The organism is Leuconostoc palmae (genome assembly GCF_019656075.1).
Taxonomy (GTDB): domain Bacteria; phylum Bacillota; class Bacilli; order Lactobacillales; family Lactobacillaceae; genus Leuconostoc; species Leuconostoc palmae.
Window position 1 is genome coordinate 85,217 of sequence record NZ_BPKZ01000004.1, and the last position, 13,230, is coordinate 98,446.

At 34.5% G+C, this 13,230-nt stretch carries 14 protein-coding genes and 1 tRNA gene; 14 read left to right on the forward strand and 1 reads right to left on the reverse strand.

Features of this window, described 5'->3' with window-relative positions; genetic code table 11:
- Positions 1-134: 134 nt before the first annotated feature.
- The 10 genes from mutM to K5Q12_RS03200 all read left to right on the forward strand — a co-directional run bounded on the left by mutM (position 135) and on the right by K5Q12_RS03200 (position 7,320).
- Positions 135-974 (forward strand): bifunctional DNA-formamidopyrimidine glycosylase/DNA-(apurinic or apyrimidinic site) lyase, encoded by an 840-nt coding sequence (gene mutM, locus K5Q12_RS03155; protein WP_220742269.1) that lies wholly within the window; start codon positions 135-137, stop codon positions 972-974.
- A gap of 8 nt (positions 975-982) precedes the next feature.
- Positions 983-1,714, forward strand: coding sequence for a DUF975 family protein (locus tag K5Q12_RS03160; protein WP_220742270.1), 732 nt, complete (start codon positions 983-985; stop codon positions 1,712-1,714).
- Positions 1,714-2,346, forward strand: a complete 633-nt coding sequence (gene coaE, locus K5Q12_RS03165; RefSeq protein WP_220742271.1) for a dephospho-CoA kinase — start codon at positions 1,714-1,716, stop codon at positions 2,344-2,346. The genes K5Q12_RS03160 and coaE overlap by 1 nt, the downstream gene beginning before the upstream one ends.
- A complete protein-coding gene (locus tag K5Q12_RS03170) occupies positions 2,321-3,658 on the forward strand; it encodes a DnaD domain protein (protein ID WP_220742272.1) in 1,338 nt (445 codons plus the stop codon). The genes coaE and K5Q12_RS03170 overlap by 26 nt, the downstream gene beginning before the upstream one ends.
- A gap of 1 nt (position 3,659) precedes the next feature.
- Positions 3,660-4,586, forward strand: a complete 927-nt coding sequence (gene dnaI / locus K5Q12_RS03175; protein ID WP_220742273.1) for a primosomal protein DnaI — start codon at positions 3,660-3,662, stop codon at positions 4,584-4,586.
- A gap of 5 nt (positions 4,587-4,591) precedes the next feature.
- Positions 4,592-5,671 (forward strand): YibE/F family protein, encoded by a 1,080-nt coding sequence (locus K5Q12_RS03180; RefSeq protein WP_246570479.1) that lies wholly within the window; start codon positions 4,592-4,594, stop codon positions 5,669-5,671.
- The gene (locus K5Q12_RS03185; protein WP_220742274.1) at positions 5,668-6,450 is read left to right on the forward strand and encodes a YibE/F family protein; all 783 of its coding nucleotides are present in this window, start codon (positions 5,668-5,670) and stop codon (positions 6,448-6,450) included. The genes K5Q12_RS03180 and K5Q12_RS03185 overlap by 4 nt, the downstream gene beginning before the upstream one ends.
- The gene (locus tag K5Q12_RS03190) at positions 6,434-6,736 is read left to right on the forward strand and encodes a hypothetical protein (RefSeq protein WP_220742275.1); all 303 of its coding nucleotides are present in this window, start codon (positions 6,434-6,436) and stop codon (positions 6,734-6,736) included. Before K5Q12_RS03185 ends, K5Q12_RS03190 begins: the two co-directional genes overlap by 17 nt.
- A gap of 36 nt (positions 6,737-6,772) precedes the next feature.
- A complete protein-coding gene (locus K5Q12_RS03195) occupies positions 6,773-7,168 on the forward strand; it encodes an immunity protein Imm33 domain-containing protein (RefSeq protein WP_220742276.1) in 396 nt (131 codons plus the stop codon).
- A gap of 81 nt (positions 7,169-7,249) precedes the next feature.
- Positions 7,250-7,320 (forward strand) — tRNA-Cys (locus tag K5Q12_RS03200).
- 34 nt (positions 7,321-7,354) lie between these two features.
- Here K5Q12_RS03200 and K5Q12_RS03205 read toward each other — a convergent pair.
- Positions 7,355-8,332, reverse strand: coding sequence for a sugar transferase (locus K5Q12_RS03205; RefSeq protein WP_220742277.1), 978 nt, complete (start codon positions 8,330-8,332; stop codon positions 7,355-7,357).
- Between the two features lie 202 nt (positions 8,333-8,534).
- Between K5Q12_RS03205 and K5Q12_RS03210 the strand changes: the two genes are divergently transcribed.
- The 4 genes from K5Q12_RS03210 to K5Q12_RS03225 all read left to right on the forward strand — a co-directional run bounded on the left by K5Q12_RS03210 (position 8,535) and on the right by K5Q12_RS03225 (position 13,149).
- Positions 8,535-9,596, forward strand: coding sequence for a BMP family lipoprotein (locus K5Q12_RS03210; RefSeq protein WP_220742278.1), 1,062 nt, complete (start codon positions 8,535-8,537; stop codon positions 9,594-9,596).
- A gap of 191 nt (positions 9,597-9,787) precedes the next feature.
- Positions 9,788-10,540 (forward strand): amino acid ABC transporter ATP-binding protein, encoded by a 753-nt coding sequence (locus tag K5Q12_RS03215; protein ID WP_220742279.1) that lies wholly within the window; start codon positions 9,788-9,790, stop codon positions 10,538-10,540.
- Between the two features lie 89 nt (positions 10,541-10,629).
- Positions 10,630-12,069, forward strand: a complete 1,440-nt coding sequence (locus K5Q12_RS03220; protein WP_220742280.1) for an ABC transporter substrate-binding protein/permease — start codon at positions 10,630-10,632, stop codon at positions 12,067-12,069.
- 48 nt (positions 12,070-12,117) lie between these two features.
- Positions 12,118-13,149 (forward strand): competence protein CoiA, encoded by a 1,032-nt coding sequence (locus K5Q12_RS03225; RefSeq protein ID WP_220742281.1) that lies wholly within the window; start codon positions 12,118-12,120, stop codon positions 13,147-13,149.
- Positions 13,150-13,230: the final 81 nt, after the last annotated feature.

The following is a 13,230-nucleotide window of genomic DNA, read 5'->3' on the forward strand; positions in this document are numbered from 1 at the left end:
TTTTTTTAATCATAATAACCATATTGAACTATGAAAATGTGGTTGTTATTCTATGGTAAAATGAGTGTTGATATCAATTTTATGTCAAAAAATATCAGATAAAACACTATAAGTTTGAGAGGATCCCTATTACTATGCCAGAGTTACCAGAAGTTGAAACTGTTCGACGTGGTTTAGAAAATCTAATCATTGGTGGGCAAATTAAAAATGTGAAAATTCCTTATCCTAAGGTCATTAATGGCGATTCGCAAGCATTTATAGCAGGCGTGTTAAACACTGAGTTTACACGAATTGATCGTCGCGGCAAATATCTTTTTATTAGGCTGTCAAACGGGCATACCATAGTTTCTCATTTAAGAATGGAAGGTCAGTATTCAGTCGAATCCATTACATCCAAGCCACATAAGCACACCGAAATAATTTTTGAGTTAACAGATAATAGAGCCGTCTTTTATAATGATACACGTCGATTTGGTCGTATGACTTTAACGACAACCAATCATGAGATGATAGATGTTCCGACTTTAGGTAAATTAGGACCTGAACCAACAGAATCTGAATTAACACTTGATTACATGGTTAATGCATTTTCCCGTTCTAAAAAAGCTGTTAAAAGTTTTCTACTTGATCAAAATCAAATTGCTGGTATTGGAAACATTTACGCTGATGAGGTATTGTGGCAAAGTAAGATACACCCTGAGGTTTCGGCTAATAAACTTTCAGTTGAACAACTTGCTGAATTGAGAAAAAATATTATTGATGAGATGTCAAGAGCAATAGCGCATCATGGTACTACTGTACATAGTTTTAGTAATGTTTTTGGGGAAGTTGGAAATTTTCAAAATCAATTACAGGCATATGGTCGTGTAGGCCTGCCATGCTTAAGATGTGGAACACCAATGGTTAAAATTAAAGTTGGACAACGTGGGACCACATTTTGTCCGCAGTGTCAGATAAATATAAATACCCCTTAGGAGAAGTAATGAAGTCAACAGAAACAATTAGTATTAAAGCTGTCAAACATGAAGCGAAATTGTTATATCGTGGTAGAATGGGCTTAGCTATCAAAGTTAATATCATACCAATTATTTTAACAATTATAACAACAATTAGTTTTATATTGACAATCTACACGATCTTTGCACAGATGCGCAATGGTGTCGTAGCAGATACTGATACAAATGATAATTTTTCCCAAATGTTCTCTATCATTCAAAATATTTTGAGCGATGCTATTGAGATGATGTTAATATGGGGTACTTACTGGACATTAATTGACTGGTACGAAAACCCAAGAGCTAAACCAGTTGCAAAGTCAGTATTTCAAATTATAAGAAAAGGCAATCTTGGGCATACGCTCATTCTAGTAATTGTGCAAAGTATTTTGCAATTCTTATGGACACTGCTTTTTGTTATCCCAGGTGTTATTAAATCATTTTCTTATTCGCAAACTTATTTTATTTATAAAATTGATATTGAAAATGGGAAGCAACAGCGCCAACTTACCGATTATATTACTATTAGCCGTCGTATTATGGATGGGCGTAAGTGGGAATTGTTTTTGTTAGAATTAAGCTTTATAGGTTGGCATGTTCTGGGGATTATTACGCTTGGTTTAGCGTACATCTATGTTGTACCTTATCTTAATGCGACACGCGTTGCTTATTCTAGACATTTGTTAACATTGACGCTAGCAGAAAGGCAGGTAGACTAATGATGATTGTTGGTTTAACTGGTGGTATTGCTACCGGGAAATCTAGCGTTAGTCGACTTTTGCAAGCAGCAGGATTACCAATTGTAGATGCTGATTTGGTTGCTAGAGAAGTTGTTGAACCAGGAACACATACCTTAGAATCTATCAAATTAGAGTTTGGTGCTGATATGATCGATAATGGTGTTTTAAATCGTAAAAAACTGGGCGATATTGTTTTTGGTAATCCTCATGCGCTTTCTCGTCTGAATAAATTGATGGAACCAGCAATTTGTTCTGCCATGGCTGACAAAATTGCTTTCTGGCGAGCACAAAAAACACCTATATTAATATTAGATATACCATTGTTATTTGAACATAACTATCACAAAAAATATCCTGTAGATAAAATTATTGTTGTTAAATCTTCTTCAGAAATACAATTTAAACGCTTGAAATTAAGAGACCAACTTGATAATTTTCAGGCACAAAATCGAATTAAAGCACAGCTACCCATGTCATTAAAAGTGTCACAAGCAGATTATGTTATTGATAATAATGGGGATGAAGACCAGCTGGTAAGTAATGTAAATCACTTGATTTCCGAACTAAAAAGGATTGCAATCGCTTATGACAAAGAGCCACGAGACAATTGAATTTCATGCCACATCGGGTGTGTTTATACAAAGTGATCACTTAATTAACCCAGATGATTTAGAACGTGTGTTTAATCTTTATTTACCATTTATTGGTGCCACTAGTTATGCACTGTATCATCTATTGGTAAACGAGTTACCATTTGCTAACAGTCATTTACATAGACAAGATCATAACTTCTTAATTGACAGTTTAAATGTTAGTTTACCGAATTTTGTTAAATTTAGGAGACGTTTAGAAGCTGCTGGTCTAATTAAGACTTATCATGAAAATGATGCTGTTGGTGAAGTTTACGGATATCGTTTGCTGACACCTTTAAGTGCCGAAAAATTTTTTAAAGAGCCATTACTGGCAAGTTTGCTATATAAATTTGTTGGTGAGGAACGATATTTGGAACTTCAAAAACGTTATGATAAACAAGGACAAGATGTCTTGGTTGGAAATGACATTTCTGCAAGATTTTTACATGTGTTTCAAAATCAAAATGATATGAATATCCCCAAAACACCCATTGTTTATCAAGAAGCCCAAGTACAAATTGATCCGGTTAATTTTAAATTTGATGATTTTGCTGATATGATCCATGGTGCGAGTCGCGATGAAGTTGAGAAACACCATAATTTCTTGGTTGCGATGCATCTAAACTATGGTGTGGATGAAGTCACGCTTGCTAACGTAGTCAGTCAAAGTGTGACCTTGGATAAACATGAAATTAATGAACGAGATATTCAAAGACAATTGCGGAGTATCTCGAATAATATGCGATTGAGCAAGACAGCTACTGAAAAAATACTGCGGCCAAATGATGAGCAAGTACCAGAAATTAAAAATTCAGAAGCACGTGCTTTAATTGAACTAGCACGTCATACTAATGCACAGGACTTTTTGATGTATGTGAAGACAACACTAAAAAACGGATTAGTTCTAAAAAATGAACGCGACTTAGTCGATTATTTATTAGCTCAAAGTGCTTTATCAATGGCGGTCATTAATATATTAGTTCATTATGTTTTGATTGGATTGCAAAATGATAGCTTAAAGGCAGCTTTAGTAACAACCATTGCTGACTCTTGGACACAAAATCATGTTGATTCACCAGAAAAAGCACTCATTCAGATTCAACAACATCAACAAGCAAGTCAAACAAGACAGGAGAAAAGATTTAGTCGTTCTAAAAAAATGGAAAAAACGACTCCTAAGTTTTTAAAGCAAGCAGAAGCCACTCTAGAAAGTGGCTCATTGGACAGTGTGCCATCTGACGAAGCTGCAGCAGCATTGGCAAAATTAAAAAATATAAAGACGAAAAACTAATATGCAAAATTTATCAGAAGTGCTCAAACAATTTCAAAAACAGTATCCTAAAATTGAACAAACAAATATTACAGAGATGATTCAAAAAATTTCTGAAGATGATGATGTACGCAATTTTTGGCAAACACATCAAGATGAATTGCGTTCAGATGCTTTTCAAAGAAAGTTAATAGATCTGCATGAGTTTGTACAACAAAAAGAACGCATAAAAGCTGGTGAAAAGTCACTTTATCCGGGATATTATCCACAACTTGAAATTGAAAAAGGTTATCCACACGTTCGTTACGTTGCTGATGAGCAAACGAAAAAAAAGCGTATGCAGTCTGAAAAATTAACAACTTACAAGATGCCAAAAGCGGTTGCAGATGCTGATTTACAGACCATTGCTCTTGAACCTGGTAGAGCACAGGCGGTTACGGAAATAGTTAATGTATTAACTAACATACTAGATGATAGTTTGAACTATGTTCAAGGATTGTACTTGTATGGATCATTTGGTGTTGGGAAAACTTATTTGCTGGGTGCGTTAGCCAATGCATTGGCTGCTAATAATGTTGATGTAATGATGTTGCATTTTCCATCATTTGCTGTCGATTTAAAAGATGCCATTGGAAAATCAAATAACTTAAAGACGACGTTAATGAACCAAGCCAAAACAGTGTCCGTACTTATTTTAGACGACCTTGGCGCTGAAAATTTAAGTATGTGGATCCGCGATGATATTTTAGGTGTGATATTAGAATATCGAATGCAAAACGAGCTTTCAACCTTTATTACCTCAAATCTAGATATGGACGAGATGACTGCCTACTTGGCAGAGACACGTGATGATCGCGATGCTGGGAAGGCAGCGCGTTTAATGCAACGCATTCAGTTTTTGACTAAACAAGTCACAGTAACAGGAAAAAATAGACGGTTAAATCAGTGATTAAATTGCAGAACATAATAAAATATGGCGTATTATTTTTAGTTATGTTATCTGTGTGGATTTTTTTACGACATGACGCTTTTTTGTATACTAATCCTGTTGGGGAAGTCGTCAGCGTTAAAGAGACTATTAATCAAAAAACAACAGATGAGCATAATAATAATGATGTCATAAAAAATCAGCGGTTGAGTGTGAGGCTTTTAAATAAAAATCATGGATACTTAAAAATTGAGAATAGTTATGCAGAATCTCAAGTCATTACTAATCGTTACCGTATCGGAGATCAATTATTACTAGAAAATGTTGATGGGACAATGCATATTTTGTCTCTAAAAAGAGATGTATGGGTTGGGACGCTGGCTGTTTTGCTAATTATTCTGCTGATAGTTTATGGTAAATGGCGTTCATCTAGATGGTTGTTACTCAGTGTTTTAGTGAACTTGGTTCTTTTTGGTTTAGCTTTATTAATAGACATACATGACAAAAATGCCAATGTTTTGCTAATTTTTAGTGTTTTAAGTATTTTATTTGCAACGATTAGTTTACTATTAGTTTTGGGTAAAACACTTCAAATGTTATTGACTTTACTAGCGACATTGTTAACGACTATTTTTACTATAATCATATTAATGATTGTTCTGAAAATAACACATAATGTTGGGGTACATTTTGAGACTATGTCTTATGTTACCCAAGTACCATCAAGTTTGTTTATGGCACAGACAGTCATTGGTGTCTTAGGAGCTGTAATGGATGAATCTTCAGATATTGTTGCCATGCAGTTTGGTATGCGACGAGAAAATAATCAACGTCAGTTTTCTGAGTATTGGGATGCTGGAATGTCTGTGGGACGAGATATCATGGGTACTTTGATTAATGTGTTGTTCATGATATTTATGGCTGAAACATTACCAATGGTTTTTTTAATGCTAAGAAACGGCAATAATTGGTCTTATATTATGGATCAGATTATGAATTTAGGAATCTTACAATCTGTGGTGTCTGCAATAGGTATTGTGTTGGCAATTCCAGTAACGAGTATCATTGTTGGATTAGTTGTGACACGAAAGCGAGTAACCAAATGAATTCTATTAGTGTTTTAATTATTATTCTATTAATGCTTATGCTGTTTGTGGGGCGATGGCAAGGTCTAAAAGTATTTTTGGGTTTAATATTTAACTTTGTTGCTATATTTACTATGATTATTTTAATTAACTGGCAGTTTAATGTCTATGTTGTGATAGCAGTAATAAGTGTCATTATTTTAGCAATTGCAATTTATCTTGGCGCTGATAGTAGTTTGGTGACAAATAGAGCATTCAAAACGAGTCTTATTGTTGTTGGCTTGTTAATGTTACTAACTATTATGATGCAATATTTTGGTCAATTTCAAGGGTTTACAACTGAAAATTCTGAGGAATTGGAAGGTCTGTCTATGACAGTTGGTCTTAATTTCAATAATATTGCCATGGCAGTAATGGTAATTTCTGTTTTAGGTGCTGTTGCTGAAGCTGCCATGGCAATCGTAGCTGATTTAAATGAAGTGCTTGAACGAACTCCAGACATGACTAGTAGTAGTCTGTACGCACATTCTAGAATTATTGGTGAACAAATTTTAGGAACAGCTATCAATACATTATTTTTTGGTGTATTGGGCAGTAATTTACCATTGCTTATTTGGTTTACGCGACTAAAATACTCCCTAGCGATGTTCATAAATGCGAAGCTTTTAGCAGCTGAAATTGTAACCATGTTACTTGGAATGTTGGGGATTTTACTCAGTATTTGGGTAGCGAGCTGGTTAACGGTTCACGAACACATGCGACAAAAGAGGTTAAAGATAACTGATGAAAGAAATATTTAATTTAATTGAAGAAATAACCCGTTTAGATGATACAATTTATCATGAGCTAGGTAATATTACACATAATGGGCGGGCAGAATTTGCTGCTGAACATGGTTATATTAAAAGTGTTAGAATTTTAAAAATCAATATAGCCAGATCTGGCTATGTCGAAAAATTAGAAAGCTATATTAATAGTCATTATCAGTTATTACCTCTTGAGTATGAGGGTTGGGAAGAGTGGGTACGCACACCTGAAATGGAAGAGGCCATGACCCATATTTTATTAGAAAATAAATTAGGGTAACCAACAAAGAATAATATATTTTGAAAGGAATTTATTTTGCAATCAGTATTCAGTCAGCCGGAGGCAGTTGTACTTGCTTCAAAACATTTACTCGATGGAACAGGTAATTTGAGATGGATTTATCGGGAATTAGCGCCAACAACATCGCAAGATACAGGATGGCTATTATTTGCCGATAACGATACAGCTAAATGGAATCAAGAACCAGACAACTTTTTACCAATAGTCATTGAAACAGCTATTGCCTTAGAATCTAGCCTAACACATGTATTAGATTTACCATATGGAACAGACTTAATGCTTGATAAAAGGATGGGAACGCTTGGATGGTGGGATCCAAAAACCCACACACCCGTGTGGTTGTCTGATGGCTCTGTCAAAACGAATATTAGTTATAATAATGGTGAGGTGGTTGAAAAAAGTTCAAAATGATAAAAAGATTGTAATTTTTAATGTTTTACCCTATAATTATAAGCGTTGTTGTGATAATAAAATTGCACAATTAATTATGATGGTAATATGGCCAAGTGGTAAGGCAACGGTCTGCAAAACCGTGATCGCCGGTTCGACTCCGGTTATTACCTTAAAAAAAGCATTGCCGTAGGCAATGCTTTTTTTTTACAATTGAGCTAACGTATTTTGAGTATTAATACCTTCTGAAATGTTGCTTCTAAGAGGGAGGATATTTTTTTGCCATAAAGCAAACTGGTTACTAGAGGTATGCGCAATTATATCAGGAATGTCATCTAAATTCGATATGACAAAGCCAATATTAAATTTAACAATTAATTTTCCAATCTCGCTTTCTTTCCATGCAATTAGTGGTAATCCGGCTTTTAAATATAAGCTGGCTTTGTGTGGCGTATTATATTTAGTATATGTTTGATAGGTTTTATCTTCAAAATCACTATCCCAAATCAATCCAAATCCGCCTTGTAACTGTTCAACGATGTCTTCTGGATCAAAATTACCACAATAATTAATATTTTGAGGTAACTCAATATTTTGCCATTTTTTAGGTATTGACCCAAATAAATTAATACTGAACGCTAAAGGATTTTGCAACCATGGAGATTTTTGAAATGTACCAGCAAAATTAATGCTTTTATTGTACGTTGCTAATGTTGGTGTTTTACCTAAATAATCAAAAAAAGGCTGAATAATATAGTTAGTGGAAACACCTGCCTCTTGGAGCCGTGCTTTCATAGCTTCTGAATGCACGATAACTGTGTCGTATTTTTTCAGTAATTCAAATTCCCAAACAAACGTTTTCTCTAACCTAAGAGGTTCAATATCGTGGATAAGAACTGCACTTTTAATATCAAGATGATGTAGCATATTTACAAAAGACAGTTCAAAATTTTTACTCATATAAGAGGGGAATTGGTGAATGACGACATCTTTTGATTGGACTTTTGAAAGCCAATGTTTAATTTTATCGTGAAGTATTTGATTATCAAAGCGCGTATCATTATAGCGTTCTATAGGTAGTACTTGCCAACCTGAGTAAGAAGCAATTGTAGCATAATCAGCCTTAGCTTTAAGTGCGCCTAGGGGCATCCAAGGTTCAATTGTTTGTGTCACATATTTTGTCATAGCTTAATTCTAACAAAAACCGAACGTTTTTTCTGGTAAATAATAAAAATACGAACTATATTTTGATTGTAATAATAATGTTCGCTTTAAATTTAATTTTTTAATCTTTTTATCATGGTTTTCATCATCAAAAGTCGCATAATAGAATTATAAATTTGAGAGGAGATGTATCACTTTTAGTAGGGGATACGTTATAGATAATATGCAACGCTCAGCAAAAATTGGTATTGGTATTGCAGCAGTTTTGGTTATTGGTGGTGGTATTTATGCTGCTACACAAACAAATTCTAAGTCAGCAGGTAAAGACAATTATACAGTAGCTTTGGTGACTGATGGCGGTGGTGTTGACGATCGTTCATTTAACCAATCAGCTTGGTCAGGTTTGAAAGCTTATGGTAAGGAAAATAAGTTATCTCAAGGTACAAAAGGTTACAACTATTTCCAAAGTACTGATGCCTCAGATATTAAAACAAACTTACAAACAGCCGTTAAAGGTGGTTATAAGTTAGTTTATGGCGTTGGCTTTGCTGCTGCACCAGCAATAAATACTGTTGCAAAAGCAAATCCAAAGACTAACTTCGCTATTATTGATTCAGTGGTTCCAGACAAAAATGTGGCATCATTAACATTCAAATCTGAACAGTCATCTTATCTAGCCGGTGTGGCTGCGGCTAAACAAACTAAGTCAAAGACAGTTGGTTTCATTGGTGGAATCCATGGTGATGTAATTGATACATTTGAAGCCGGCTTTAAGGCTGGTGTCAAAGCAACTAATCCTGATGTTCAAGTTGTAACGCAATATGCTGACTCATTTACAGATGCAGCCAAAGGTAAAACAATTGCTGCCTCAATGATTGCAGGTAATGCCGATGTTATTTTCCAAGCAGCTGGTGGAACGGGGTCAGGTGTATTTGCTGAAGCAAAGGCAACAAACCAAAAGCTAACTGCAGATTCAGATAAAAAAGTCTGGGTTATTGGTGTAGATATGGATCAAAAGCGTGATGGTCAATATACAGACAAGGATAACAAGCAGTCTAACTTTACACTCGTTTCAGCTGTTAAGCGTGTTGATAATGCGGTTAAATCGCTTTCTAATAAAGCACGTAATGGTAAGTTCCCAGGTGGTCAAACAATCACTTATGGTATGAAAGAAAACGGTGTTGGCTTAACAAATGATTCAGCTTCTTCAGAAGTATGGTCAGCTGTAGAAAAAGCACAGAAAAAGATTATCGATGGTGACATTAATGTTCCGGTGCATCCATAATTTTTAAAAATTAAGAATGCTCTCAATTATTATTGAGAGCATTTTTATCTAGTATTGACATATGATCAAAGTAAAACAGCTGTTTTAGTGTAATTATATTTTGCCATTCAATGAACTTTGTAGCTATGATATACTGAAATGTGATTACTTTTACTCAAATTGAGTAATTAGTTAGAAAAGAGGTCAGGTGCATGAGTGAAACGCACAATAAAGTTAAAGTACATGTTGAAAAAGTAAATAAGTCTTACGGTGATAACCACGTGCTACGTGATATATCATTAGATATTCAAGAAAATGAAGTTGTCGTAATGATTGGCCCATCAGGTTCAGGAAAATCAACGTTTTTGCGTATGCTTAATCAACTTGAAATGCCTGATAATGGCAAAATCATTGTTGATGGTTTTGATATTTCTGATAAGAAAACAGATATTAATAAGGTACGCCAAAATATTGGAATGGTTTTCCAAAATTTTAATTTGTTCAATAACTATACTGTTCTTGAAAATATTATGTTGGCACCAGTTGAACTTGGTAAAATGGATAAAGCCTCTGCAGAGAAAAAAGCGCGTGAATTGCTTGATACGGTAGGATTATTAGATAAAGCAGGTGTTTCAGTTAATTCTTTGTCCGGTGGACAAAAACAGCGTATTGCGATTGCTAGAGCCTTAGCAATGGAGCCAGATATTATGCTATTTGATGAACCTACTTCTGCACTTGATCCTGAAATGGTCGGAGATGTGCTAGAAGTTATGAAAAATCTTGCTGAATCTGGTATGACAATGATTATCGTTACGCACGAAATGGGATTTGCTAAGCAAGTCGCGGATCGTGTGGTTTTCTTCGAGTCAGGTAAAATTCAGGAGTCAGGTTCTCCAGAGCAAGTATTCAATGCGCCGAAGAATGCACGTTTGCAGGAGTTTTTAAGTAAAGTCATGCATGCGTAAGTTAACATTAATATCATTAAGCTTATAAGTATGTAAAAATATTAAAAAGCGACCAATAGGTCGATTTTTTTGTGAGAAAGGAAAAGGTGATGAGTATTTTAAAAAAGTTTTTACTTGGTTTGGCAACGTTTGCTGCTTTTTTTGCTTTCGTTTCATCAATTCAAGCATCTCAACCCCACTATGTTATTACGACAGATGCAACATATGCACCATTTACATTTCAAGATAAAAATAATAATTATGTCGGTATTGAACAAGACATGATGCAAGCAATTGCTAAAAGAGAAGGTTTTACTTATACAATGAAGCCAATGAGTTTTAACTCAGCCGCTCAATTGGTTTCAAATGGTCAAGCAGATGGTATTATTGCAGGTATGTCTATTACACCAGAACGTAAAGAGGTTTATGATTTTGGTACACCATACTATAAAACTGGTGTTGCTTGGATAGTTAAAAAAAATAGTACGATTAAAAGTTTAGACGATTTAAAAGGTAAAACTGTTGCATTGAAAACAGGTACGGCAGCATCAGAATATGGTAAGTCATTACAGGAAAAGTATGGTTTTAAAGTGAAGTATTTTAATGATACTGATACAATGTACAATGATGTCGCTGTAGGCAATTCAGCTGCAACTTTTGAAGACATGCCAGTGATTCAATATGCCATTAAAAATGGTATGAAACTTAAAATTATGAATGCGGACCATCCAGGAAACGCAGGTTATTATGGTTTTGCGGTTCAAAAAGGTAAAAATAAAGCGTTACTAGCCGATTTCAATAAGGGATTTGCTGCAATTAAAGCTGATGGCACTTATGACAAAATAACAGCTAAATATCTTGGAGCGACTCAACAAACATTTTCAGGCTCCCAACAAGATAATAGCTCTGTTTGGGGTATTCTAAAATCTAATAAGTCAGCTTTCTTAAAAGGATTATGGCAAACTGTTGAACTTACCATTATTGCAATCGTACTAGCCTCGATATGGGGTACGTTATTAGGCATTATGGGAGTTAGCGAATCTCAGTGGGTACGTGGTATCTCAACGACAATTATTTATCTTTTCCGTGGGTTGCCACTAATGGTATTGGCATTCTTCATTTACATTGGTTTACCTGGTGTAACAGGGGTTAAAATACCTGCATTTACCGCGGGAATTATTACGTTGATTTTAAATGAAGGAGCCTACACAGGTGCCTTTGTGCGTGGCGGTTTTGAAGCAGTTGAACGAGGTCAAATGGAAGCAGCACGTTCACTTGGAATGAATTATAGTAGTGCTATGCGTAGAGTAATTATGCCTCAAGGATTACGAATCATGGTACCAAGTTTCATTAATCAGTTTATTATTACGCTAAAAGATACCTCAATTCTATCAGCAATTGGCTTACTAGAATTGACGCAGACAGGAACCTTGATTGTTGCTCGAAACTCTCAAGGATTCCGTGTGTGGGCAATTGTAGCTGTTATTTATCTGATTGTAATTACATTACTTACTTGGTTAAGCAACTGGGTGGAAAAAAAGTTAAAATAGTATTTTCTAATACTGACCTCCAATTCGTATAATGAATTGGAGGTTTTTATGTTAATTGCAGTCAATACAACTAATCAGTACATTCAAGCACATGAGGCTGACAAAGAAAATACATATCGTTGTCCTAGTTGTTTGGAAACCGTTATGTTAAAAACTGGAGAAATCAAGCAACGTCATTTTGCTCATCTTGTCAGTTCAAATTGTAATACTTTAAGCGAAAATGAAACCAAAGAGCATTTGATGGGGAAATTACAAATTGCCAACCGACTTATGAGGCATGGGGAAGTTAAAATTGAGGCAGTTTTAAAAGGCATTAAGCAACGTCCTGATATATTGTTAGTAAAAAATAATAGAGTAATAGCAATTGAATATCAATGTAGTCCTATTTCAGAAAAACGGTTGAAAGAGCGTAATCAAGGATATGATACATTAAATATTGAGGTGATTTGGATATTAGGAGATAGCTATTACTTTAAAAATCTCACTCAAGCAACCATTATGAAATTTATCGATAGACGTGAACAGCTGATTTTTTATCTAAGTAGCCGTCAAAAATTTTATTATAGAGGACAGTTTCAAAAAATAGATTTTCAACGACTTAATTTCATTGAGACAAACTATCCTTTACGAACTCAACCAGCTGATTATGTTATAAGGACAGTTGAAATTGAAAAACAACTTTATAAATTACAAACTCTTTTACTGCAAAAGAGAATCGATAAAGCATTAGTAAATTATCTCTATCAAAATAAATTATCTTTGCTAAACGCACCAATATGGATTCATTGTGGTTCAACTTTTGGTTTAAAAATTGCGAATTGGCATTGGCGATTAATTGCTATTTCTTTATTGAGAGAAGTGGGAATAGGAAATAAAATAAGTTTAATTAAAGTTGTACAACAGCTTAAGTTATATGTTCTCGGGACGTCAAATTATCAGACAAACCAGGTCTGTAGATTATTATCAGATCTTGAAAGATTGAACATTGTTAGAATAAAGGAATCAGATTTAATGATAGTTAATCAATTTTCTTGGTATGACTCTTTTAGTGAAAAATTATCTAAAGTGAGAGAAAAGTGATAAAATAAGATATTATATTTAAGAAAGGCATATCAATTTAGTTGGCTATAACATAGTAGAAACTATAATTGACGTTTAGCA

Coding starts and splice junctions, on each gene's coding strand:
- mutM (WP_220742269.1), top strand. CDS start 135: ATGCCAGAGTTACCAGAAGTTGAAACTGTTCGACGTGGTTTAGAAAAT.
- K5Q12_RS03160 (WP_220742270.1), top strand. CDS start 983: ATGAAGTCAACAGAAACAATTAGTATTAAAGCTGTCAAACATGAAGCG.
- coaE (WP_220742271.1), top strand. CDS start 1,714: ATGATGATTGTTGGTTTAACTGGTGGTATTGCTACCGGGAAATCTAGC.
- K5Q12_RS03170 (WP_220742272.1), top strand. CDS start 2,321: ATGACAAAGAGCCACGAGACAATTGAATTTCATGCCACATCGGGTGTG.
- dnaI (WP_220742273.1), top strand. CDS start 3,660: ATGCAAAATTTATCAGAAGTGCTCAAACAATTTCAAAAACAGTATCCT.
- K5Q12_RS03185 (WP_220742274.1), top strand. CDS start 5,668: ATGAATTCTATTAGTGTTTTAATTATTATTCTATTAATGCTTATGCTG.
- K5Q12_RS03190 (WP_220742275.1), top strand. CDS start 6,434: ATGAAAGAAATATTTAATTTAATTGAAGAAATAACCCGTTTAGATGAT.
- K5Q12_RS03205 (WP_220742277.1), bottom strand. CDS start 8,332: ATGACAAAATATGTGACACAAACAATTGAACCTTGGATGCCCCTAGGC.
- K5Q12_RS03210 (WP_220742278.1), top strand. CDS start 8,535: ATGCAACGCTCAGCAAAAATTGGTATTGGTATTGCAGCAGTTTTGGTT.
- K5Q12_RS03215 (WP_220742279.1), top strand. CDS start 9,788: ATGAGTGAAACGCACAATAAAGTTAAAGTACATGTTGAAAAAGTAAAT.
- K5Q12_RS03220 (WP_220742280.1), top strand. CDS start 10,630: ATGAGTATTTTAAAAAAGTTTTTACTTGGTTTGGCAACGTTTGCTGCT.
- K5Q12_RS03225 (WP_220742281.1), top strand. CDS start 12,118: ATGTTAATTGCAGTCAATACAACTAATCAGTACATTCAAGCACATGAG.